We start from the raw sequence: 23,517 nt of genomic DNA, 5'->3' as shown, positions 1-23,517 counted from the left end.
AGTTAGAAACGTCCAACCAGAACCACGCCTGTACTGGACCAGGCAGAATAGGGGGTGAGCCGCCAGGAGCCAGTCTGTTGCTTTAAGGCTCGGTTATAGTACTGCACCGAACGACGCAAATGCGAGCCAGGCATATTCAATCCCCAGCCAATTCCGGCCAGTATAGCCCCACCTATCAAAAAAACTCCTCCCTTGGCGTAGGAGTTTTGCCGCTGGGTATCTGTTACCGTCTGGTACCCGACAATACCTCCACCATACACTGTACCGCTGATTCCGATTCCACCACAAGCGTAGCCCATTGGACAAACAAAAGGCTGTTGCATGGTGAACTTCCCATCGCTTCCCGGCCCATTCGACCCCATGATGATTGCTCCAATAATGGCCGTTGTAACGCCACCGGCAATGAGCCAGCCACCCGTTTTTCGACTACCGATATAGCGATCAAATTCGCGGATGGCGTCAGGGTTGCCCGATGCATAGATGTACTGACCCAAATCTTTGGCATGTCGAACATCGAGACCATCGTACATGTATTGTGTTTTTACCTGCTGCCCATAGCGACCATTGGAGGGGACCAGGTCGGTTTCGATAGGTTTTAGATTCTTAGCCGAGATCGGGGGCGGAAGCGTAACGTGTTGCGCCCACACATAATATGGGCAAAGTAAGAGTAGAAGCTGTAGCGTTTTCATGTTTGTCGATTCGTTTAAGGAAGATAGGAAGAATCGACAACTGGCAGCATTAAAAATTAAATAAACCCTTATTAAATAGACTTAATTGAAGATGATTGTCTGGTCGGGGAAAACACAAACGTCCAGCTTTATATCGGTATGGTCAAAATCAGCAATGGGCTCAATGGGTCCGAAAAGTGACACGCCAATCTTGCGGCTATGTGGTACCTCATTCGCCAGAAAACGATCGTAATAACCCCCACCATAGCCTACCCGGTGGCCAGATTGATCAACGACCAACAAGGGCACTACGACAATGCTTATTTGGGTGTTATCTGTTTCATACCGGTTGCCGATGGTGGGTTCGGGAATACCCAGTCTGTTCGCTACCAGCGCCGTAGATGGAAACAACGTATAGCTGATCAGTTGACTGGTGTACTCATCGGTAACCGGAACACTAATCTGGATGTGGGCATAATTTGTCCAGATCTGATGAATAATAGGCCAGGTATCTACTTCATTCTGTCGGTTGATGGGCAGAAACGTATGCAAGATTGTCTGGCTACTACCAAGATCGTTCTGCTCGAGATAGGCGAAGAAATTACTGGTTATGCGTTGGCTATCTCGGCTAACCTCATCGGCTGTCAGGGCTTTGCGTTTAGTCAGAAACGCCCGGCGTAACTCAGCTTTAGTCATAAAGTTAAGTAGATGCTACTTGATTGAACAACTATTCCAGGCAAAGCTGCATCTGATAGTTGAACGGGTCAAAAGCAGATAACATTTTCTGCAGGAACTGATGGTCATTCAGGTAAAATGTCAGGAAATTTTCGCTGCGTTCCTGCAAGCTCCCGTTCGGAAAGAGATCATTTTTGACCGCCAATAGTTGACGAACGCCCGTTTCCTGATTGCGTTCTTCGGCCCGTCGCATTTTCTTTTCGAGCCGGGCTACTGCGTCGGCAAACCGTTTTGTTTCGGCTAAAACCGCCTTTTCGAGTGACGGGTCAACCATTTGCGCTTTGTGCAGGATGGCATCAAGCGATTTGTTGATGGTTCGATTCTCGTTATCGAATTTAAGAACGTGGCGGGTGTGGGTCTCGATGAACTCCCGTTTGAGGACGAGCGTATCCTGAAACAGCTGCTCGGGCGTGAGGCCCAGTTTGCGGATACGTCTGGCACTTACGGACGAAACATACATGGCGAAATTCCGGGGCATCAGAATCGGGAACGCTGTTTTGTACTGCTCGAACACGCTTTTCAACTGTAACCAGTAGGGTACCTCCGATGGGCCGCCAATGTAAGCCAGATTGGGTAAAATCGTTTCCTGATACAGGGGTCGCAACACCACATTTGGACTAAACTTCTCAGGATGCTCATCCAGCAAAGCAAGCAATTCACTCTCCGAAAACTTTACTTTCGTGTGCAGGATCCGGTAGGTGCCATCGTCCATACGCTCAATGCGTTCGCGTACCTGGTCGTCCAGATAAAACAGGTTGATGTCGCGGGGGGCAATGACCGTTTTGTACCCGAGTTTCTCTAGTTCTTTAGTTCTTGCCTGCACTAATTCTCCCGATTTCTGCTGGGTAAGCTCATCCCGCATAACAGGAGCAAACACGCGTTTCAGGGCCGCATCATCGGCATCTAAACAGACTAGACCCTCAGCTCCGAAAAGCTCATGTATGTAACAGCGAGCAGCATCCGCCAGGGTATCGTTTTGCAGGTAAGCCGTCTCAAACAGCGTAAGCTTCTCGGGAATTTGGCTAAATAGTGCTTTTAACTCCTGTGGATTCATGCGACCAACCGCGCCACGCTGCTCGGTCTGCCAGGCGTAATTCTTGCCCATCAACGAGAAGTGATTGATCTCGGCAAAGTCGTGATCTTCGGTCGCCATCCAGTAAACCGGCACGAAATTGTAGCTGGGATAAGCGGTCTTGAGCTTTCTGGCCAGATTAATTGTCGTGATGAGTTTGTAGACGATGTAGAGCGGCCCGGTAAAAATATTGAGCTGGTGCCCCGTCGTCACCGTAAATGTGTTGGGCTGCAATAGGACCGAAAAATCCGGTTTATGCTCAATAGACTGGTACTGCCGTTGCAGTGCATCAACCAAAACCTGCCGGTTCGCTTCGTCAAACGTCTTTTCGTCAATCTGTTGCTCAAAAGCGGCTACGTCAGGAAAACGGCCATAAAAAGGGGTCAGACTGTCTTTATGGGAAATGTAATCGAGGAATAGAGAAGAAAACTGGCCGGTTGAGGCAAGCGGCAGGTACTGACAGTCCATGCAGTGGGTGGGGGTTGCGTTTACCGGGTTCTAACAACGAAAAATCCGGCAAGGTTCGACAGGGAACAAGTGGATTAATCCCTGGTCTTTAGGTTAACTCGTTCTCAACCGCAAAGACGCGTGTATTTTCCGCTGCGATGGCAACACACACGTTGGCTACTAGCCGTCTTTGCCGCTGAAAAGCTGTATAAACGTTACTGTGCACCAACTACTTCGCCGTACAGGTCGAACTCTTCCGCGCGGTCAATACGAACAGTAGCAAAATCGCCTAACCGAACGTATTGAGCCGCAGAAACCAGTACCTCGTTGTCAACTTCAGGTGAGTCGGCTTCGGTACGGCCAATAAAATAACCACCCTCTTTCCGGTCGAACAGCACTTTATAGGTTTTCCCGATTTTCTGCTGATTCAGTTCCTGCGAAATGTTCTGCTGGACTTCCATCAGTTCTTCCACGCGTTCCTGCTTGATCTCGTCCGGAATATCGTCGGGCATGGAGAAAGAGTGGGTATCGTCTTCGTGCGAATAGGCAAATACGCCCAGCCGATCGAAGCGCATCCGTTCAACGAAGTCGTAGGTTTCCTGAAACATCGCGTCCGTTTCTCCGGGGTGCCCGGCAATAAGCGTGGTTCGGAGCGTAATGCCCGGCACCCGTTCGCGGATGGTATGAATCAAACTTTCGGTTTTCTCCCGGGTAATTCCCCGTCGCATGATCTTCAGCAACTCCGTAGAGCCGGTTTGCAGCGGCATGTCCAGGTAATTACACACGTTTGACCGCTCCCGCATAACATCCAGCACTTCCAGCGGAAACCCTGACGGATAAGCGTACTGTAGCCGAATCCAGTCAATGCCGTCAACCTCGGCCAGCTTGTCGACCAGCTCGGCCAGATTACGCTTTTTGTACAGATCGAGCCCGTAATAGGTCAGGTCCTGCGCAATGAGGATCAGTTCTTTTGTACCACGGCGGGCCAGGGATCGTGCTTCAGTCAATAGTTCTTCGAACGGGCGAGATACATGACCGCCCCGCATAAGCGGAATGGCGCAGAATGAGCAGGGACGGTCGCAGCCTTCGGCAATTTTCAGGTATGCAAAATGAGCCGGGGTTGTGAGTAACCGTTCGCCAACGAGTTCATGCTTATAGTCAGCACGGAGCGTTTTCAGCATGCGTGGTAACTCGTTCGTACCGAACCAGGCGTCAACCGTTGGCATCTCTATTTCGAGTTCATCCTTATATCGGTGTGATAAACAACCCGTTACGTAAACCTTGTCGACGATACCCGCGTCTTTTGCATCAACATACCGCAGAATGGTATTGATCGATTCCTCTTTGGCATTGTCAATAAAGCCGCACGTATTGATGACAACGATATTGGCGTCGTCTTTTTTCGATTCGTGGGTTACGTTCATGCCGTTGCCCTTGAGTTGCGTAAAAAGCACCTCCGAGTCGACCAGGTTTTTCGAACAACCGAGCGTAACGATATTGATTTTATTGGTACGTATTCCTTTGGTTTTCATTGCGTAACGCGAACATCCTGTCCGCTTTAATAAATACTACTGCGGACATCCTGCCCGCGTTACTCAAAATACAGCCTGGTGGGTAATATCTATGGTTACCGTAATGGACTTATTTTTCTGGACGTTAACCGGGAATAAGTTGTTCCTGCTATCGGATAGATTGGCGTACAGACCCTTTTCTTCCTGTACCATCACGGTGTATCGACCGACGGGGAGACTTACGCAGAACGTCCCATCGTTTCTGGACCTGACAACTTTTACGGGCTTTACATCGCCGACAGAATTGATAAAACCATGCTCACCGGCCTCTACCTGACTTCTGTTTAACAGGGGAAAAATCAGTACCTCACGTTCAACCGGTGTTCCGCTGGGGTTCTGTTGGGGTGAGTCGGGGCTTGGCATGTAGTTACCGCGTTTCACCCGAACCACGCCACAAATACCCTGTTTTACCACGGCTTGGGTTGCTTTTCGGTGGGGCTTTTTCTGGGCTGAAACGGTTATAAACAGGCCATGAAAAACAATGAAAAGTAGCAAGTAACTACGCATATTCTTCTCTCACAAAAACAAGAAAGTTTTCGGATAGTCCGATCAAATGATTAGTATCGTCGAGGGAAAAGTCGCCGTCTACATCATAATCGGCTATTTGTCTACGCTCGGATAGCATGGCGAAATCATCTTTATACTTTTCGGGTATTTCACCAGATTTTATATAATGCAGTGAAAACATCTCACGTGCAGAAGAGTGTCGCTTTGTGATAATATCCTTATCTGCTAATAATCCACGGACAAGCCAAAAGAAACAGTAGTAACTAGATGTGATGGCACCATTAGGAAACTCCGTAGCCGCAATCGTTTTGGCGTTAGCTAAATACGCTTCTGCTTTTTTGATGCAGTCGCTCAGGTCTTCGCTCATAGATACATTTACCGTCTTTTCTAACCTCTCTGTAAAAAATACGATTCGACGTCAGAAATTGATTTTTTGAAACTACCACTGCTGAAATGGCGATGAACGTTTTAAGATAATAGTCGTTTCGGGCAGTAATAGTTGTAGCTACTTCCTTGAAGGGAGAAACCGTTTCATCGTTCAGAACGACCAGATAATCTACGTCGGATTCTTCTTGAAAATCGCCACGGGCATAAGAGCCAAATAGAAAAATCTTGTCCAAACGATCACCATAGTGCCGTTCCATAATGTCGGTCACTTCCTGATTTACACCGTCTAAATCCTCTACGACTGCCATTGTTCAACTCATTTCTTGAAGAACGAATCCACAAACTCCATCTTGTTAAACGTCTGGAGATCATCAATTTTTTCACCTACACCAATGTATTTGACCGGAATCTTAAACTGATCCGAGATACCAATCACAACGCCACCTTTCGCCGTACCATCCAGCTTGGTAATGGCCAGAGCGGTTACTTCGGTCGCTTTGGTGAACTCGGTTGCCTGAATAAACGCATTCTGCCCGGTAGATCCGTCCAGAACCAGTAGCACTTCATGCGGGGCGTCGGGTGTAAATTTTTGCATCACCCGTTTTATTTTGGTCAGCTCGTTCATGAGGTTGACTTTTGTGTGCAGCCGTCCGGCCGTGTCGATGATGACAACATCGGCACCAATTTCTGTTGCCTTTTTCACCGCGTCGAAAGCAACAGCCGACGGGTCGGTGTTCATCCCGTGCGAAATAACCGGAACGCCGACCCGATCGCCCCAAAGTTTGAGCTGATCAACGGCAGCCGCCCGAAACGTATCGCCTGCGCCCAGTACTACCTTTTTGCCGCGTTTGTGAAACTGAGCGGCCAGCTTGCCAATCGTTGTTGTTTTTCCGACTCCATTAACGCCCACAACCATAATGACGTAAGGTTTTTTGTCGGCTGGTAAAGAAAAATCGTCGCGGTTCGGTGATCCGGGTCCGTCGGCGGTATTATTAGTGGATAACAAAGCGGCAATTTCTTCCCGAAGTATACGATCCAGCTCTTCGGTTCCCACATATTTGTCACGAGCAACGCGCTCTTCGATCCGGCGGATAATTTTAACCGTTGTTTCAACACCTACATCGGAAGAGATGAGCACATTTTCAACTTCGTCCAGAACCTCTTCATCAACAGTGGATTTTCCGACAACGGCGCGACCAAGTTTAGAAAAAAAACTGTCCTTTGTTTTCTCTAAACCTTTGTCGAGCGTTTCTTTCTTTTCCTTTGAGAATAAACCAAATAGGGCCATAAGGTAGCGTCAGTGAGTTGGTCAATGTTTAGTCAGTCAGAACAGCTTTTTTGAGGTAATCAATAACTGGTGGGGCCGCTACCTGACCTAACTATTTTTTAATAAAAAAAAGTCCCACAGGACCGGTTAGGGCTGTGGGACAAAGATCTTCGTGCGGAAAGCTGACTGTTCAATGCCTAGCTTTTCAGCGCAGACTGTACTTCGTCAACCGGGACCATTTCTTCTTTGAAGGTGTAAGCGCCGGTTTTAGGCGACTTTACGGCTTTGATGATTTTGGCGAATGCCTTGCCGTTGTCCTTCGTTTTCAGGGTTGCAACTACCTTTTTTGCCATGTCGATTGTTTAGTTTACGGTTTATGATTATCAGTTTTCGGATGCGGTAGCAGATTAGCTCTACCTACCGTAAACGGAATACTATAAACCAGAAACCTATTTAATTTCTTTGTGCAGCGTTACTTTTTTGAGGAACGGATTGTACTTTTTCCGTTCGATACGAGCCGGCGTGTTCTTCCGGTTTTTCGTAGTAATGTACCGGGACATGCCGGGAACACCGCTGTCTTTCTGCTCGGTGCATTCCAGAATAACCTGGATTCTATTGGCGCCTTTCTTTGCCATTGCTAAAGTTCGTTTTCTCGATAAGGAGCGCAAAGGTACGCAATGTCTTTTACTTGACAAAGAGCTTGTTAGAAAAAAACTATTGATTTATCATGAATGAGTCGAGAAAACCCAGCTTCCGTTTGGCTTTCGGGGACACACGTTCGACCTTTGGGAGACAATTGACGTAAACAGGCCCGATCGCATGGCCAGTGTGGCCCAGCCTGTTTGATTATGAAAATGAATACGCAATCGATACAATATGAGTACGCTCCGGGTCATTTTAAGGCATCGGCGCCTAGTGTATACAAGCCCGAGATGCTCGATGAGGGTGAAATGATCCTGAATATGGGTCCACAGCACCCATCGACGCACGGTGTGCTGCGCTTCGAAGTCGTTACCAATGGCGAAATCATCGTCGATGTCGTGCCACATTTGGGATACCTGCACCGTTGCTTCGAAAAGCATGCACAGTCCTTGCCCTTTAATCAGACGATTCCGTTCGTTGATCGGCTCGATTACCTGGCGGCTATGAACTCCGAACATGCATTTGTCATGGGCGTGGAAAAAATGCTTGGTATTCAAAACGATATCCCGAAACGAACGGAATACATTCGGGTGCTGGTAGCCGAGCTGAACCGTATTGCCGCTCATTTTGTCGGGATTGGTACGTACGCGCTCGATATTGGGGCCTATACGCCTTTTCTGTGGCTCATGCGCGACCGGGAGCACATTCAGCGGCTGCTCGAATGGGTGAGTGGAGCCCGGATGCTTTACAACTACATTTGGGTGGGTGGGCTGTTTTACGACTTGCCCGTTGGTTTTGAGGAACGGTGCCGGGAATTTATTGCCTACCTGAAACCCAAGCTGGTTGAGTTGCAGCAATTGGTTATCGAAAACGAAATATTCGTAAAACGAACCGCTAACGTGGGTGTGTTGCCGCTTTCGGTCGCGATCGACTATGGTTGTACGGGACCAATGCTGCGAGGGTCCGGCCTGCGCTACGATCTTCGTCGGGTAGATGGCTACTCGGTCTATCCCGACCTTGACTTTGCTATTCCTATTGGCGAGGGTAAGATGGGAACCGTTGGCGATTGCTGGGACCGTAATAATGTTCGCGTTCTGGAATGCCACGAGTCCATTCGAATCGTGGAGCAATGTCTCGATCAGCTCCTTGGCGATCACAAGCGCACCCGGGAATATGATCCACAAGCCGTGGTGCCGAAGAAAATCCGGCCCAAAGCGATGGATTTCTACGCCCGCGCCGAAAGCGCAAAAGGAGAGTTGGGCTTCTTTTTTCGTACCGACGGAAAGTCGGATGTACCGGTACGCTGTAAGGCCCGGTCATGCTGTTTTCACAACTTGTCTGTCATCAGCGAGATCAGTAAAGGAGCCATGCTGGCCGATTTGGTCGCTATTATCGGCTCCATTGATGTTGTGATGGGTGAGGTAGACCGGTAGGGCAGCGTACGCTTGGCCCAGCCAGAACCTAACCAGAACGATGATTAAGCCAACACAAAAATATCCTGCGTATTCCGGCCCAGGCCATCGTAGTCCAGACCGTAACCCAGTACGAACCGATTTTCGATCTCAAAACCGATGTACCGTAAATCAAGCTTTTCTTTCAGAGCGGTTGGCTTGAACAATAGCGTAGCGATGGAAATGGATGCCGGCGCTTTCTCCCGAAGTTGGCCACATACCTGATGAAGGGTCAGGCCAGTGTCGACAATGTCTTCGATAACAATCAGGTCGCGCCCTTCGATGGATTCACTTAACCCCAGAATCTCCTTCAGTTCACCACTGGATTCGGTGGCCTGGTAAGAAGCTACCCGAATAAACGTGATTTCGCAGGGTATTGTAAGGTGTTTGGTCAGATCGGCCGCGAACAAAAAAGCACCATTCAAAACGACCACAATGAGTGGCTGCTTGTCGGCATATTCCTGATTGATTTGTTTGGCTAATTCCTGAATGCGGTCCTGAATGGCATCGGCGGGAATAAACGGGACAAACGTTTTGTCTTTAATCGTTAGCATATCGGCGTCTTGGGTTCTCAAAGATACGCCGATGCTGGTCTGGTGGGCAAAAATTTACTGAAAAATAAGCGCAGGCAAACGGACTGACAGCAGATTACGTTCATATACTACTAACGCTAAATTTAACGAATGAACAAGCTATTGTTGACGGTATGGCTACTTGGTCTGACCGCTGTGGGCTATGCTCAACTCTACGATCCGTCGGCATTTGACAAAAAATACGATGGATTGCTGAAACATCCCGGCGTTCAGATTGAGTCGGCGGAAGCCATCAATCTGATGTACAACTACAAATTTTACGAGGCAGATAAAGAGTTTCGCTGGTTGCAGATCCGTTACCCCAAGCATCCGATGCCGTATTTTTTGATGGGGCTGGCCGAGTGGTGGAAGATTGTACCGAATACGGACATAACCGACTACGATAACCGATGCATTGCCTACATGGATACCACAATTGCGCTGGCCGAGAAACTCTACGACGACAGCGAAAACAAGCTGGAACCTTCGTTTTTTCTGGCTGCGGCTTATGCGTTTAAGGGACGACTATATTCTGAACGCAAAAAGTGGACGAAGGCAACGTTTGCGGGCAAGAATGCGCTCAAATATTTCGAGAAGTGTAAAGGCAATGCTGATTTTAGCCCTGAACTGTTGTTCGGGGATGGAATGTACGATTACTATGCCCAATGGATTCCGGAAAATTATCCGCTTCTGAAGCCAATTTTGATGTTTTTTCCAAAGGGTAATAAAGCCAATGGGATTAAAGAGCTGGAGAAAACAGCTAATACGGCTTTCTATACGCGTGTGGAAGCCCGGTATTTTCTGGTTCAGATTTACAGCATGGAAAACCAGTACGACAAGGCGTACGAAATGTCGAAGTACATGTATGAACAGTACCCCGACAACCCGTTTTTTGAGCGATACTTTGCCCGGTCAGCTTTCGTAACGGGTCGTCTGGCTGAAGCAGAACGAATTTCCAAAGATATTCTGGAGAAAGTAGGCCGGACCCAGGCGGGCTACGAGGGCGTAAGCGGGCGGACGGCGGCTTATATTCTGGCTTATGTCAACCATTTGTTCTACAAGAATCTTCCGGAGGCAAAAATCAATTACCAGAAGGCAGTTGAGTACGCCAAGCAGACAAATTCAACAAATGCGGGCTATTATCTGTCGTCGGTAGTGGGGCTGGCCAAGATTGCCAACGAAGAGAAGAATTATGACTTGGCGCAGACTTACTTTAAGGAAGTGCTCGACAAAGCTGAGCGGAAATCAAGCCAGTACAAAGAGGCTAAAAAGGCATTGGATGACGCCAAAAAATCGCGGAGGGAAGAGCGAAGGAAACGGAAAGAATAGGGGAGTATGATATATGATGTATGGTATATATATGACGGTGCTGATCGTATCATACAGCATACATCATATATCACATATCCGCCTATCACGGAATTGGCAGCACTTTACTTTCCTTGAACGTCGACATGATCACCATCGTCTGGGTGCTGGCAACCTCATCAATTTCGTTGATGACATCGAGCATTAATCCCTGGTAAGATGAGATGTCCTTTGCAATTACTTTAAGTAAAAAATCGCCCGAGCCCGTAATGTGGTGACACTCGATGATTTCGGCGATCTCATTAACTTTTTCAACAAACGACATGGTGGTTTCCTTCTTGTGGCCAACCAGCGTAACCATCACAAACGTTGTTACACCAAGCCCGATTTTTTCGCGGTTTAACTGGGCGTGATAGCTCTGGATAATTCCCGATGTTTCAAGTTTCTTAACTCGTTCGAGCGTTGGTGCGGGCGAAAGGCCTATTTCTTTGGAAAGTTGCGCATTCGTAATTTTAGCATTGGCCTGGAGGATTTCCAATACGTTCCGATCTATCTGATCTAGTTTCTGGCTCGACATAAATAATGCAGTCTATTGATACTGGGTTACAGGATGGCGTAAAGCTACCACCTTTTGAAATAGAAAATTCTTAAAACTTATTGGATTGGTTCAAATCACAGAACAAACAGTGCCAATAAGGTTTTAAATCGGCACAAAAGTAACTACATTAAGCCAGACACCAAATCAGGAAAATTACCGTTTACTAATCTTGTTTAGGGAAATAACGCGCTGCTGAGCCGATTTAAACCGGGCATTTTTAACCGCCGACAACGTTGCGTGTTTGGTTGAACGCCCCTGCACGCGCGCGCGCCACCTCCGCCAGGAAGATTGTTTTAACTCCCGGCGCATCAGGGCAATAACTTCCTGTTCGGCCAGACCGAACTGCGCTTCAATGGCATCAAAAGGCGTTCGATCTTCCCAGGCCATTTCAACAACGCGGTCAACGTCGGCTTCGGTAAGGGGTGTGTTTGTTGTTAATGATTTCATGATAGTAAGGGTAAAGTAACAGCAAGACAATTGCTGTAGTGCCAGGCTCGATGCTGAAATTAACCAACCGGTTTCAGGACAGGCATGTACTCGCAAACTTGTTGCGACGGGTAAATGTTACTACTTAATGAAAATGCGTAAAAAGGCGGATTTGCCGACGAAAATATGCCCGGTATGTAACCGGCCTTTTGCCTGGCGAAAAAAGTGGGAGCGTGACTGGGAAAATGTCGTATACTGTAGCGATGCGTGCCGGGCGATTGGAAAAGGCAGAATTGGCCAAAAAGTAGGCTAAGGTGTGCTCTACTATCGTTAATTTTGGCAGTTAACCTACACTGCCCGATGCGTCTGATTACCTACAGCCGTTTATTGATTTTAATCCTACTTGTCAACAGCTGTCGGCATGCCAAGCCCGTTGCTGTTGCCAGGAAGCCGGCCCCCAGGCCCGCGCGTCCGGTTGTTGTTGTGCCAGCCCCTGCCAAACCCGTTGCCGTAAAACCTCCCGCGCCTAAGCCTGTCGTTCCCAAGGTTGTAGTTGCTCCCGCTGATACCCTTCCGTTCGATGAAGTGACAGACCTGACGCCCGCGCCCCCCAAACGGGAATTCCGAGCGGTGTGGATCGCAACGGTCACGAACATTGACTGGCCCACCAAAAAAGGATTGCCTGTTGCCGATCAGCAGCGCGAAATTATATCCCTGTTCGATCAGCATCAGCAAATGGGCCTCAACGCCGTTGTGGTGCAGGTCCGGTCGGCCGCCGATGCGTTCTACGCCCGAAGTTCAGAGCCCTGGTCGGAGTGGCTGACGGGGCAGCAGGGACTGGCTCCCGAGCCTTTTTATGACCCGCTGGAATTCATGATTGAGCAGGCCCATCAGCGCGGACTTGAGTTTCATGCCTGGTTTAATCTCGATCGGGCATCATACAGCAAAACGGCCAGCCTTGCCCCCACCAATATCATTTACCGCAAGCCGGAGTGGATGCTGAATTACGGGGGTAAAAAACTGTTTAATCTCGGCCTGCCCGCCGTTCGCTCCTACATAGCGGGTATTGTGGCTAACGTTGTGCGCGAATACGACGTAGACGGCATTCATTTCGACGACTATTTTTATCCTTACGCCGAACCGGGGCAGGTTTTGCGCGATGACAGCACCTATAAAGCAAATTTCAACGGTATGACCAAAGCCGACTGGCGACGGGATAACGTGACAAAACTCGTTAAGGAGCTGCGGGATTCCATTCGCGCCAATAAACCCTGGATCAAGTTTGGCATCAGCCCGTTCGGAATCTGGAAAAATCAAAGCCACGACCCGGAGGGGTCAGCTACCAACGGCGGGCAATCCTATTACGAAATCTACGCCGATACCCGGAAATGGGTTCGTGAAGGACTCATCGACTACATTGTCCCTCAGGTTTACTTCAGCTCAGAATTCAACAAAGCACCTTACAAAACGCTGGTCGAGTGGTGGTCACGAAACTGCCCCGGTAATTGTCATCTTTACATCGGACATGGTGCTTATCGGGTCGGCCGAGGGTCCGAACGAGACCCCGGCTGGTGGCGACCAACGGAGTTCCCGGACCAGATGCGCTACAACCGGCAGCAGCAGGTAGTAAAAGGCAGTGTGTTTTTCAGTGCGCGCAATCTGCAGATTAATCCGCTGGCCATTCGGGATTCGCTGCAAACAAATTTCTATCGGCATCCAGCGCTGGTACCAACGATGAAATGGCTGGACAGCATTCCGCCCTTACCGCCCCGGGAGTTGAAAGTAGCCACGACTACAGATGGGGTTGAGCTGCATTGGGAACAATCGGCCGAAGCCAGCGACGGAGATGACGCCAGTGCCTACCTCATTTACCGCTTTGAAGGTCGGCGACCACGCTTACTCACCAACGACCCCCGGTACATACTGGCGCGATGCACCGGAGAATCATCCACCCGATTTCTGGACAGAACCGCCGATCCCAAGAAGAAATACACGTATGTGATTACGGCGCTTGATCGGCTCCAGAATGAAAGCCGGGAGGTAGCCATTAAAGTGCCGTAAACGCTCTCGCTACGTCATCTACAGGGCGTGCCGTGGGAAAGAAGCTGACGAGTTTGAGCAGAATACCTTCAACAACGGCGTCGGGGCAGGAGGCTCCACAAGTCAGCAACACGGTAACTGGTTCAGAAGACAAGTCATTCTCCAGTTGAGGACTATCCAGTCGGGGACTATCCAGTCGGGGAATGAAGTTTTCGGTTACGACTTCTTGCTTCGTGTGCCCGTTGAAATGCCTGATCAATGTGCTTGACAAGATTTTCTGTTCCGATTCAATAAAGTAAGTCGGTAGTTTCTCTTCGCAGAGTTCAACGATGTGCGATGTATTGGACGAGTTGTAGCCACCGGCCACGATGGCAAAATCAGCCGGGTAATCCAACAGGGTATAGGTAGCGTCCTGATTGTCGTTGGTAGCGTAACAAAGCGTATCGCGCGTATTGGCAAAATGAGCATCAACGGTCTCAGGCGTTAATGAATATCTTTGCATCATCACCTGCTTTAGGTAATCGGCTATGCTTTGTGTGTCAGAAGCCAGCATGGTTGTCTGGTTCACAACACCGATGCGTTCCAGGTTGCGTGTTGGATCGAAACCGACGGAAAATTGACCCGAAAATTCGGTGTAAAATTGCTCGGTGGGCAACTCACCCGTTATGTATTTCGCCAGCCGCTGCGTTTGCGCCATGTCTTTCACCACAACCGTCGGAGCCGCTTCTTTACTATGAGAAAACGTAGCCCGGGTTTCTTCGTGACTTGGCTTGCCGTGGACCACAACGGTGTAGTTTTTCTGGCCAATCTGGCTTGCCTTGTTCCACACTTTCTCAACAAACGGGCAGGTCGTGTCGTATTTCTCGATGTTGAGCCCCAGCGCCGATAACTGACTTTGCGTTTCCAGCGTTGTTCCGAAAGCAGGAATGATCACAACATCCTCCGGGGCTAATTCCGACCACGGAATGAGCTGTTTCCCGCTGGTATCCATGATAAAACGAACCCCCCGGTCCTGCAAATCAGCATTGACGTCAGGATTATGAATCATTTCGCTGAGCAGAAAAATACGCTTTCCTGGATTTTCAGCAATGGCTTTGTAGGCAATTTCGACCGCGTTTTCAACGCCATAGCAAAAGCCGAAATGACGGGCGATCAACAACCGGATCGGGCCGAAATCGAGTAGGGTAGGGGTAAAGTCCCGTTTCAGCTTATCGTGTTTCCGCCGAAATTCTTTCAGGGGAGTGATAATGTTGCTGCGGTAATAATCGGGGATGTTGAACGATTTCATTGACGCAAAGAGCGAATGAGTGAGATTCATTAATACAGGATTTTCGCCGAGATTCAGACATGCGTGCCACGGTTCTTAATAACAATCCACCAACTGAGCCACGCATGTCTGAATCTCGATGAAAGTCCTGTCCTATAGAGAACAGCCGAGCAGACCCCTTCGTTCGATGCAAAGGTAGCGAACCATACTATCCCGTAGTTGACTCAGAGCTGGCTTTTGCTATATTTGACAGTTACAGCACACTCACCTTCAACTATACGTAAAGCATCAAATGATAACTTCGTCTACCCAATTAGTTGACGCCTGGACCGGATGGCGTAAAATCCTTTTTCGCTTTAGTTGTATCTATATTCTTCTCTATATATCGCCCCTAAACTGGCTGAGCGATATTCCCGGTATAAATCTGCTCGGCGAGTATTACAGCAGGGCGGAAGACTGGCTGGTCAATATGGGGAATACGCACCTTTTCCATGTTAAGGACGTGCTGGTGCCCCTGAATGGCAGTGGTGATACATCCTATGGCTATGCTCAATTGTGCTTCTTTCTATTAGTGGCGCTGGTGGGCACTATTATCTGGACACTTGTTGACCGGCGTACAAATTACGATACCGCGTATTATTGGTTGCTGGTGTTGGTTCGCTATTATGTTGCCATGGTTGCCTTACGGTACGGAATTATTAAACTGTTTGGTTTTCAGATGGTCTTCCCGTCATTGAGTGCCCTGGCTACCCCGCTGGGTGATTACCTGCCGATGCGCTTTGCCTGGTATTTTATCGGGTATTCAGCGCCGTACCAGTTCTTTTCCGGGGCGGTCGAAGTAGTTGCTGGCGTGCTGCTGTTGTTCCGTCGCACGAGCACCCTGGGAGCGTTTATCGCAGCTAGCGTGTTTCTGAATGTGATGATGATGAATCTCTGCTACGACATACCCGTCAAGATATTCTCCATTCATTTGTTCCTGTTCAGCAATTTTCTGCTGATCGGCGATGTCAGGCGTCTACTAAACTTCTTCGTCTTTAACCGACCGACCCAGGCGACCGCCCGGTTCGTACTGCCTAAAAAGTGGATGAAAAGAAGCCAGCTTGCGTTAAAAATCGTTTTTTTTATCCTGTTTCTGGTGCTTCCTCTCATCCAATTCTCGTCTTCTTCTTCCGACCAGGGACCTGCTCCGAAAAAGCTGGCTACCGGCTTCTTCACCGTCGATCAGTTTCAGGGTATTCCCGTCGATAGTTTACGCTGGAAGGACGTTGTTTTCGAAGCCAATAATTCGGGTAGTATTCTAACGGCAGATACTTTATTCCGGCAGCGTTATCACCGGGCTTATTTCAGCTACAAGCTCGATTCAGCAGCGCATACGATAGCGTTTAAGCGGTTTGCTTCGGATACAACGGCGTTGTTCACTATGGCCTACACCATGCCGGATACCAACCAGATTTTGCTGCGGGGCAAAATTCGGACTGATTCGGTGGTTATCGGACTCAAGCGGCAAAATCGTCATTTTCAGCTGGCCGAACGACAGTTTCATTGGCTATCGGAAGCAAATCGGTAGTACCTAAATTGACTGTAGACTGAAAAGTTCAGTAGCCTATAGTCCGTGAGGACACAGACCACAGGACCGGATGGTTTTGCTGACGCGAGTGTGGTTCGTGAAGACACGAACCCCGGAGCTAGACAGGAAAATACCTTTATGCCCAGACGATTGCTGAAATACAAAGACTATGATGTTCATAGCGTGACAACCGTATCGAATGGAAAACGAAACGCGAACATCGTTACCTGGCTTACGCAAACCGATATGGGGAGTAAGGTGCTGGCCGTGGCGCTGTACAAAGCCGATTACACCATTGAGCTGGTGCGGGAGAGCGGTATCCTGAATGTGAACTTACTAGCCATTGATCAGACATCGCTGATTCGCAAACTTGGTCAGCAGTCGGGGCGCGACAAAGACAAGTTCAACAAGTTGCATTATGCACTGGACGAACGGGGGTGTCCGTATCTGACCGAAGCCATTGGGTATGTGCAATGCCGCGTCAGCCACAGCACCGACGCCGGAGATCACGAGTTGTTTATCTGTGAAGTGGTCAGGCAAGTTGTGCTCAATCCGGACAAAGAGGTAATGACCAACGCCTTCCTGAAAGCCAGAAAGCTTATCCGGGGCTGATGCATGGTATGGCCGAAAAAGAAGCCGGTCCCTCATCATTCGTAATTCATCATCACTTTCAGAATGTCGTCCAGATACTCACGGGAATTAGCTAGTCGGGGTACTTTGTGCTGGCCACCGATTTTACCCCGATGCTTCATCCAGGCGTAGAACGTACCCACAGGTACAACATGCACCCGAGGCCGTTTGAGCACCATATCGTTGTACCGTTTGGCATCGTAATCAGAGTTGATTTTTCGAAGGGTTTCGTCCAGGATCTGATTGAATCGCTGCTGATTATCGGGCTCCTGCGTAAACTCGATCACCCATTCATGGCAACCATTAGCCCCGTTCCTCATGTAATTCGGCCCGGCAGTGTAGTCCGCTATAACGGCTCCCGTCGCTTCGCAGGCCTGCGTAATAGCCGTCTCCGCATTTTCGACAATGACCTCTTCGCCAAAGGCATTAATAAAATGTTTGGTACGACCACTTACTTTTAACCGGTGCGGGTACAGCGATGTAAACCGAACCGTATCGCCCACCTTGTAACGCCACAAACCGCCGTTGGTCGAGACGATCAGCGCGTAGTTTTTGTCCAGTTCAACCTCGTCGATTGTGAGCGCTTTTGGATACAGCTGATCGGCTTCCTGAAGCGGTACAAACTCATAGAATATGCCGTAATCGAGCATCAGAAGCATTTCACCCACGCGGGACAGGTCGTCCTGAATAGCGAAAAAACCTTCCGATGCATTGTAAACTTCCTGATAGCGAACGGCCTTTGATGGGAAAACGTGATGCTGGAATAACTCCCGGTAAGGCTGAAAATTAACCGCTCCGTGCATCAGTACCTCGAAGTTCGGCCACACCTCCAGAATGTTGGTTTTGCCCGTCAAGGCCAGAATTTTATCGATCAGAACCATGCCCCAGGTAGGCGTACCAAGCATACTGGTTACGTTTTCCTGTGAGGTAATCTCGGCCATCCGTTCCAGCTTAGACTCCCACTCGTCCATCAGGGCAACCTGAATCGACGGCGTACGAATGTACTGCGCCCAGCTGGGCAGATTGGCCATGACCACCGCCGACACATCACCAACCGCGCTGTTCGTAGCCAGCGCGTTGGGGTGAAGGCTACCCCCAATGGATAATCCCTTACCCTCGAAGGCCCGGCTGTCGGGGTTGTTGGCTATATACAGCGCCATCATATCCTTACCACCTTTGAAATGGCTTTCATCCAGCGATTCTGTGGTGACAGGAATAAACTTGCTACGGGCGTTTGTCGTACCCGACGATTTGGCAAACCAGCGTACCGGCGAGGGCCATAGAACCTTGCTCTCGCCCTTCATGACCCGTTCTATATAGGGAAATAGATCTTCGTAACTCGAAACAGGAACCTGTTGCTGAAAGTCACGAATGGTTTGAATGGATGTGTACCCGTGCTTTTGCCCCCATTCGGTTCGGCGTCCCGCCCGAATAAGTTGCGTGAAGACTTTCTGTTGCACCGCACCGGGGTGTTGCATCATGGCTTCGATGCGTGGCAATCGCCTTTGCAAGAGCCATTTGAGCGTGGTATTTAGAACAGTCATGAAGCTAAAGTAACATAAACCAACCAAATTGAGGAGGTTAGTGATGAAAACGTAAAACCGGTCAGTAGGGTTTATAATCCGCTTGCCCGGTCCGGGTAATCGGTAATCAGGCCATCGACGCCCCATTTCTTCAGTCGTTCCATGTCGGCACGCTGATTGACCGTCCAGGGAATCACTTTAATTCCTTGCTGGTGCAATCGGGCAATTTTTTCCTGGCTGAGCAGGCGGAAATGAGGGCTGTATATGTCGGGCCTGACATCAAGTTCACTCAGGTTTTTTTCTGGGCTCCGCAAGTTTTCAACTAGGGCCGACAGTCGCACTGTAGGATACTTACCTTCCTGCATCCCCTTTTTCCATTGATTTAATATGGCAAAGTCAAAGCTTTGGATAACGATACGGTCTGTCTTGACGTTTTCTGCCAAAAGTTGTTTTTTCAACACCGCCTGTACCAGTTCACAAAAAACGGCCGGCTCCGGCTGGCTTCTATTGTATTCGGATCGCTCACTTTTGATTTCGATGTTATACGAAAATACGGGAAGATTCTTTGTTTTCCGGTAGGCTTCGGCCTGCTCGATAACCTCGCTTAGCAGGGGTTTATACGCCTTCATTTTTTGTTGTTCCGGATAAGCCGGGTTACCGTTCGAGCCAACATCATACCGCTTGATATCGGCATAATCCATCTCATAGAGCAGCAGCTTTTTCTGGTTTTTCTTATCGACTGGTACTCCGTCCGGGGCAATGCTGAATGCTGAATTGAAGTAAGGCTCGTGTGAAACAACTACCTGCCGGTCTTTACTGATGACGACATCCATTTCCAGGGTGGTTACGCCCAGATCGAGGGCTTTCCTGAACGCGGGGATCGTGTTTTCAGGCATCAACCCCCGGCACCCCCGGTGCCCTTCCAGATCGAAGGAAGGAGAATCGGACTGAGTAAGAGCAACATAAATCATGAAAAACAGGATGGCTGAAACGCGCATAAAACATAAAGGATGGCTGTCAAAAGTACAGATTCTTTTTTAGCCATGAAGCAGTTCAATGTTCTACTTGAGAATGACTTCACTAGGTTGCGCGTCATGCCGAAACAAGTTCGGTATCCCAAAGTCTCCTGTAAGGTAAGTTGGAGATGCCGAAACAACGGGGCCGCCCGAGCGGTTGGGCATGACGTAACAGGAAACTATTTTTCATGCGTGTAAACTACTTTCAGGTTATTTTTCTGAAATCCCTAACGGAATCACCCGCGAAGACTGCGACAGATAGCCACTTCCGTAATTGAACTCTACTTTTCTTTTTTGACCAGGCCTGATCGGTTCTAAAAGCGAAAACGTGCCCGATCCTACGCGTGTATACATAGCCTGATCGTTCGCTACGCTGTACACCCTCAGAGGGCCGTTGTTCTGCGTAGCTATGTAATACAGCTGACCGTTGCCCACCGCAAGACAGGCTAGTGCTTTCGCGTCTCGGTCAACAATAAAACCAGACTTTGCGGGTGTCAGTGCCGTGAACTTTCCTCGCCCGTTGCCCAGCAAACACAAGCCCAGGCCAGCGTCCTGTAAGCCCGACAGTACTTCGGTTGCGTAATCATTGCCTACCAGCAGAATATCCAAATTTCCATCCTGGTTGAGGTCGGTAGCCAAACTGCCGAAGACAGGCGAAAACTGTGCCTCAATGGGTAGTTCGTGCGGAAGTAAAAGGCCTGCCCGGTTCTCGATGTAGGCTGATGTTAAGTAAGTAGCCCGCTTAATGAATGCCTGCTTTTGGTCATCGGCCGATAGCAGACTGCTCATCGTTGTATTACCGTAAGCGGAATAAGACGTCATTTTCTTTTTAAATGACGGAATCTGGTCGGTGAGCACATCGCGGGGATGGAATGGATATTCAATACCACCGGTAAAGAAACTCAGAATGGGGTCCAGCGTGCCATTTTTATCGTAGTCAGCGGCATAAACGGATACCGGCTGATTGGCTGATGCCTGCCATCGACTGTTCAGGCCAAAGTTTCCGGCGATGTAATCCATATCACCATCGTTATCGAAATCCCCGGCGGTCAGGCTGTTCCAGAAACCAACAGCTTTGGCCAGTTCAGGCATTGGTTTCGGCGCGAGGCCGCGGCCCGACTGATTTTTAAACACGCTGACAGGCATAAATTCACCCGCCACCATAAGGTCTTGCCAGCCATCGTTATCCACATCGGTCCAGAGCGCCGAGCAGACGAGCCCAGCCCGGCCCAACCCCGGAGCCAATTGGTCGGTTACGTCCGTAAAGTGAACGTCTTTCCCTTTTTCGTTCTCATTGCGTAGCAAATAGCTGCGGGCGGCTTCGGGGTAGCGCTGCGGCACAATTCGGCCACCAATAAATAAGTCCAGATCGCCATCGTGGTCGAAATCGGTAGCCACAACGCACGAGCCGCTGGACATGGTGTTGGGAAGCGCCTTTAGCGACGCCCGAAAGTTTCCTTTCCCATCATTCAGATAAAGGCTGTCCTGACAACTGGCTTCGTCGCGGCCAAATTCCGTACTGCCGTGAACCGTGTACAGATCAAGGTCGCCGTCGGTATCAGCATCAAATAACAAAACGCCGGTTTCCTCAGGCTTTTTGGCCGCCCGAATTCGTTGCTGAAACATCGGCTTTCCGTTAGCCGGGTTTTTCTGCTGGAGCAGAAATGTGCCCCCTCTATAAGCACTTCCTGCGATGTATATGTCATCTAACCCGTTGCCATCCACATCACCAATCGCCAGCCCCGGCCCAATCTGCGAATGCTTGTGCGAGAGGAGGGTCTGTTGCGCTTTATAATCAACGAAGTCGTCTTCCTGGTGCTGATAGTCAAGGCCAGTTGACGTCGTTATTTCCGTTAGCAAAGGCTTGACCGGTTGCTGCAACTGCATAAACGAAGGCAACTGGCGAACGGCCTTTCGCTCATCCAGAACCACCGTTTGATTCGTGACCAGATTGCGCAGTACCTGCCCGTCGCCCGTTGGCCACAGAACGCGGAGCGAGTCGATACGTTTAGCGGTACCCAGGCCCAGATGAATACCCGATGCCATTGTCGATTGGTAGCCGCGCTGGCGCGTGTATTCACTATAATACAATTTCCCTTCAGCCCAGACGGCTACTTTAGCGCCCAGCCCTTCCCGATTGCCCGGCTTACCCAACAGACTTATTTTTAGGAAATGAGTTGCCGATGAGTCGGTCGCGTTGTCGATGGTTCTGTTCTGATACATAAATGCCGGGTCGTTGATGTTGTTCATGACTAGATCCATGTCTCCATCATTATCGAAATCAGCATAGGCCGTGCCGTTCGTGAAGGACGATTCTGTGAGGCCCCATTCGTGGGCAACGTCGGTAAAGTGCAGATCGCCCGAGTTGTGGAAGAGAAAGTTGGGCTTGTAAACAGGCTCTAAATCGCTGATGCGGTTCAGTAGCTGCGTACGGCGGTCAGCATCGCTGCCAAAGGTGCCCGACTCGCGGTTATAGCTCGTGAAGTCTAGATCGGTGATGTCTTTTCGGTAGCCGTTTGTAATCAGTAAATCCCGGTGCCCGTCATTGTCCAAATCGGAGAAGAGGGCACTCCAGCTCCAGTCTGTTGCGGCTGTACCCGCCAGATAACCAATGTCAGAAAACAGCGGCAAAGCCGGAGAAGGGGAGGCCGTTGCACCCGGCCAGAAACCCCGATTTAACTGCAGCATGTTTCGGATGTATTGCGGCTGATAACCCAGCCGTCGGGCCATTTGGAAGCGGTCGTAGGGAACCGATGCGAACATCGTTTTCTGCCGCAGGTTATCATCCGGCAGCATATCCACAACGGCCAGATCGTTCAGTCCGTCGTTGTTGATATCGGCCATATCCATCCCCATGCTGTTGTGACTCTGGTGTTTGAGCGTTTCGGCAATTCGATTGCTGAATGTTTTGTTCTGGTTGTTCACCAGCCAGACGTCATTGGACTGAAAGTCGTTGGCGACGTAAATATCCGGCCAGCCATCCTGGTTGACATCGTTGACAAGAACCCCCAGTCCCCAGCCTTCATGTACTAACCCGGCCTGTTCGGAAACATCTATAAAGTGCAGCGTAGTAGAGCCAGGTGAGGTGGCGTCATTCCGGAACAGTTTATCCCGGCTGCGGGCGGAGCCGTCATTGCGGGGGCCGATCACATTATTCCGGTTGAAGGTTTCCAGCGCGTTGGTCAGCAGAAAAACGTCCAAATCACCATCGCGGTCATAATCCAGAAAGGTCGCCTGTGTTGAGTAACTTGAATCCGCCAGACCAGCCGATTGTGCCAGCTCCTGAAAATGCGGAATGCCGTTCATGTCGTTTCCCTGGTTAATGAACAGCAGGTTGGGGACGGCCTTCCGGCGGTCGGGATGAATCGTTGACACGTAGATATCCTGTCGGCCATCCTGGTTGATGTCGGCAACCGCCACGCCCGTACACCAGTATGTTGTACGCACACCCGCCGAATCGGTAATATCATTAAACGCGAACTCTCCTTTGTTGAGATACAATCGGCTCGATACCTGGTTCCCGGCAAAAAACACGTCGGACAGGCCGTCGCCGTTGAAATCACCAACGCCGACGCCCCCACCGTTGTAGAGGTACTCGAAGTCCAGTACATTTAGCGAGTCGCTTTCGGTAATGGTGTTGGCAAAGTCAATACCGGTGTGGCTAGCGGACAGCCGTTCGAAGCGTGTGTGCGTCTGGGTACAGCCCACCAGCGTGAGCAACCATAATCCAGTCAGCCTGACTACATAATGCATAGTGGAAATATAGACAGAATCCCCGGCCTGGCAACAGAGCCAGCCGGGGATCCAATTAGCGTTTATCGGA

General features: G+C 49.6%; 23 protein-coding genes. 6 read left to right on the top strand and 17 right to left on the bottom strand.

The window, feature by feature from the left end; translation table 11 throughout:
• Positions 1-2: 2 nt before the first annotated feature.
• The 10 genes from ACYU87_RS14415 to rpmG all read right to left on the bottom strand — a co-directional run bounded on the left by ACYU87_RS14415 (position 3) and on the right by rpmG (position 7,289).
• On the bottom strand, positions 3-689 hold the full coding sequence (locus ACYU87_RS14415; protein ID WP_461134764.1) for a hypothetical protein: 687 nt from the start codon (positions 687-689) through the stop codon (positions 3-5).
• Positions 690-770: 81 nt separating this feature from the next.
• Complete coding sequence (locus tag ACYU87_RS14410) at positions 771-1,364, bottom strand: 5-formyltetrahydrofolate cyclo-ligase (RefSeq protein WP_461134763.1); 594 nt, start codon at positions 1,362-1,364, stop codon at positions 771-773.
• A gap of 31 nt (positions 1,365-1,395) precedes the next feature.
• Positions 1,396-2,943, bottom strand: a complete 1,548-nt coding sequence (gene bshC, locus ACYU87_RS14405; RefSeq protein WP_461134762.1) for a bacillithiol biosynthesis cysteine-adding enzyme BshC — start codon at positions 2,941-2,943, stop codon at positions 1,396-1,398.
• A 194-nt stretch (positions 2,944-3,137) separates the two neighbouring features.
• The gene (gene rimO / locus ACYU87_RS14400; RefSeq protein ID WP_461134761.1) at positions 3,138-4,454 is read right to left on the bottom strand and encodes a 30S ribosomal protein S12 methylthiotransferase RimO; all 1,317 of its coding nucleotides are present in this window, start codon (positions 4,452-4,454) and stop codon (positions 3,138-3,140) included.
• A 63-nt stretch (positions 4,455-4,517) separates the two neighbouring features.
• On the bottom strand, positions 4,518-5,000 hold the full coding sequence (locus ACYU87_RS14395; RefSeq protein ID WP_461134760.1) for a hypothetical protein: 483 nt from the start codon (positions 4,998-5,000) through the stop codon (positions 4,518-4,520).
• A complete protein-coding gene (locus tag ACYU87_RS14390; RefSeq protein WP_461134759.1) occupies positions 4,993-5,367 on the bottom strand; it encodes a HEPN domain-containing protein in 375 nt (124 codons plus the stop codon). The genes ACYU87_RS14395 and ACYU87_RS14390 overlap by 8 nt, the downstream gene beginning before the upstream one ends.
• A complete protein-coding gene (locus ACYU87_RS14385) occupies positions 5,315-5,695 on the bottom strand; it encodes a nucleotidyltransferase domain-containing protein (RefSeq protein ID WP_461134758.1) in 381 nt (126 codons plus the stop codon). Before ACYU87_RS14385 ends, ACYU87_RS14390 begins: the two co-directional genes overlap by 53 nt.
• 8 nt (positions 5,696-5,703) lie before the next feature.
• Positions 5,704-6,675, bottom strand: coding sequence for a signal recognition particle-docking protein FtsY (ftsY, locus tag ACYU87_RS14380; protein ID WP_461134757.1), 972 nt, complete (start codon positions 6,673-6,675; stop codon positions 5,704-5,706).
• Positions 6,676-6,851: 176 nt separating this feature from the next.
• Positions 6,852-7,007 carry a DUF4295 domain-containing protein gene (locus ACYU87_RS14375; protein ID WP_080238052.1) on the bottom strand — a complete coding sequence of 52 codons (156 nt, stop codon included), beginning with the start codon at positions 7,005-7,007 and terminating at the stop codon, positions 6,852-6,854.
• Positions 7,008-7,103: 96 nt separating this feature from the next.
• Positions 7,104-7,289, bottom strand: coding sequence for a 50S ribosomal protein L33 (rpmG, locus tag ACYU87_RS14370; protein WP_012929817.1), 186 nt, complete (start codon positions 7,287-7,289; stop codon positions 7,104-7,106).
• A 219-nt stretch (positions 7,290-7,508) separates the two neighbouring features.
• Here rpmG and ACYU87_RS14365 point away from each other — a divergent pair, with 219 nt between their 5' ends.
• A complete protein-coding gene (locus tag ACYU87_RS14365; RefSeq protein ID WP_461134986.1) occupies positions 7,509-8,729 on the top strand; it encodes an NADH-quinone oxidoreductase subunit D in 1,221 nt (406 codons plus the stop codon).
• Positions 8,730-8,773: 44 nt separating this feature from the next.
• On the opposite strand, the gene hpt is transcribed toward ACYU87_RS14365, so the two are convergent.
• On the bottom strand, positions 8,774-9,301 hold the full coding sequence (gene hpt / locus ACYU87_RS14360) for a hypoxanthine phosphoribosyltransferase (protein WP_461134756.1): 528 nt from the start codon (positions 9,299-9,301) through the stop codon (positions 8,774-8,776).
• A gap of 129 nt (positions 9,302-9,430) precedes the next feature.
• Here hpt and ACYU87_RS14355 point away from each other — a divergent pair, with 129 nt between their 5' ends.
• Positions 9,431-10,648, top strand: a complete 1,218-nt coding sequence (locus ACYU87_RS14355; protein ID WP_461134755.1) for a tetratricopeptide repeat protein — start codon at positions 9,431-9,433, stop codon at positions 10,646-10,648.
• Between the two features lie 85 nt (positions 10,649-10,733).
• Here the strand turns inward: ACYU87_RS14355 and ACYU87_RS14350 are convergent, their stop codons facing one another.
• Together ACYU87_RS14350 and ACYU87_RS14345 are read right to left on the bottom strand one after the other, a co-directional pair.
• The gene (locus tag ACYU87_RS14350) at positions 10,734-11,204 is read right to left on the bottom strand and encodes an Lrp/AsnC family transcriptional regulator (RefSeq protein ID WP_046578019.1); all 471 of its coding nucleotides are present in this window, start codon (positions 11,202-11,204) and stop codon (positions 10,734-10,736) included.
• 174 nt (positions 11,205-11,378) lie between these two features.
• Complete coding sequence (locus ACYU87_RS14345) at positions 11,379-11,672, bottom strand: TIGR03643 family protein (protein ID WP_461134754.1); 294 nt, start codon at positions 11,670-11,672, stop codon at positions 11,379-11,381.
• Positions 11,673-11,799: 127 nt separating this feature from the next.
• Between ACYU87_RS14345 and ACYU87_RS14340 the strand changes: the two genes are divergently transcribed.
• Complete coding sequence (locus ACYU87_RS14340; protein WP_461134753.1) at positions 11,800-11,964, top strand: DUF2256 domain-containing protein; 165 nt, start codon at positions 11,800-11,802, stop codon at positions 11,962-11,964.
• Positions 11,965-12,011: 47 nt separating this feature from the next.
• A complete protein-coding gene (locus tag ACYU87_RS14335; protein ID WP_461134752.1) occupies positions 12,012-13,712 on the top strand; it encodes a glycoside hydrolase family 10 protein in 1,701 nt (566 codons plus the stop codon).
• Here the strand turns inward: ACYU87_RS14335 and ACYU87_RS14330 are convergent.
• A complete protein-coding gene (locus tag ACYU87_RS14330; protein WP_461134751.1) occupies positions 13,699-14,979 on the bottom strand; it encodes a 4-hydroxy-3-methylbut-2-enyl diphosphate reductase in 1,281 nt (426 codons plus the stop codon). The two genes, ACYU87_RS14335 and ACYU87_RS14330, sit on opposite strands and share 14 nt — an antisense overlap.
• 271 nt (positions 14,980-15,250) lie before the next feature.
• On the opposite strand from ACYU87_RS14330, the gene ACYU87_RS14325 reads away from it, so the two are divergent.
• Together ACYU87_RS14325 and ACYU87_RS14320 are read left to right on the top strand one after the other, a co-directional pair.
• The gene (locus tag ACYU87_RS14325) at positions 15,251-16,525 is read left to right on the top strand and encodes a hypothetical protein (RefSeq protein ID WP_461134750.1); all 1,275 of its coding nucleotides are present in this window, start codon (positions 15,251-15,253) and stop codon (positions 16,523-16,525) included.
• A gap of 138 nt (positions 16,526-16,663) precedes the next feature.
• A complete protein-coding gene (locus ACYU87_RS14320; protein ID WP_461134985.1) occupies positions 16,664-17,137 on the top strand; it encodes a flavin reductase family protein in 474 nt (157 codons plus the stop codon).
• A gap of 35 nt (positions 17,138-17,172) precedes the next feature.
• Here the strand turns inward: ACYU87_RS14320 and ACYU87_RS14315 are convergent, their stop codons facing one another.
• The 3 genes from ACYU87_RS14315 to ACYU87_RS14305 form a co-directional block, all read right to left on the bottom strand.
• Positions 17,173-18,699: a GH3 auxin-responsive promoter family protein gene (locus ACYU87_RS14315; protein ID WP_461134749.1), complete on the bottom strand. Its 1,527-nt coding sequence runs from the start codon at positions 18,697-18,699 to the stop codon at positions 17,173-17,175.
• 71 nt (positions 18,700-18,770) lie between these two features.
• Positions 18,771-19,649 carry a glycerophosphodiester phosphodiesterase family protein gene (locus ACYU87_RS14310; protein WP_461134984.1) on the bottom strand — a complete coding sequence of 293 codons (879 nt, stop codon included), beginning with the start codon at positions 19,647-19,649 and terminating at the stop codon, positions 18,771-18,773.
• A 255-nt stretch (positions 19,650-19,904) separates the two neighbouring features.
• On the bottom strand, positions 19,905-23,447 hold the full coding sequence (locus ACYU87_RS14305) for a VCBS repeat-containing protein (protein ID WP_461134748.1): 3,543 nt from the start codon (positions 23,445-23,447) through the stop codon (positions 19,905-19,907).
• Positions 23,448-23,517: the final 70 nt, after the last annotated feature.

The sequence above is a fragment of the Spirosoma lituiforme genome, assembly GCF_054776635.1.
The sequence above is the reverse complement of the archived record's forward strand: the minus strand, read 5'-3'. Positions and strand labels throughout refer to the sequence as shown.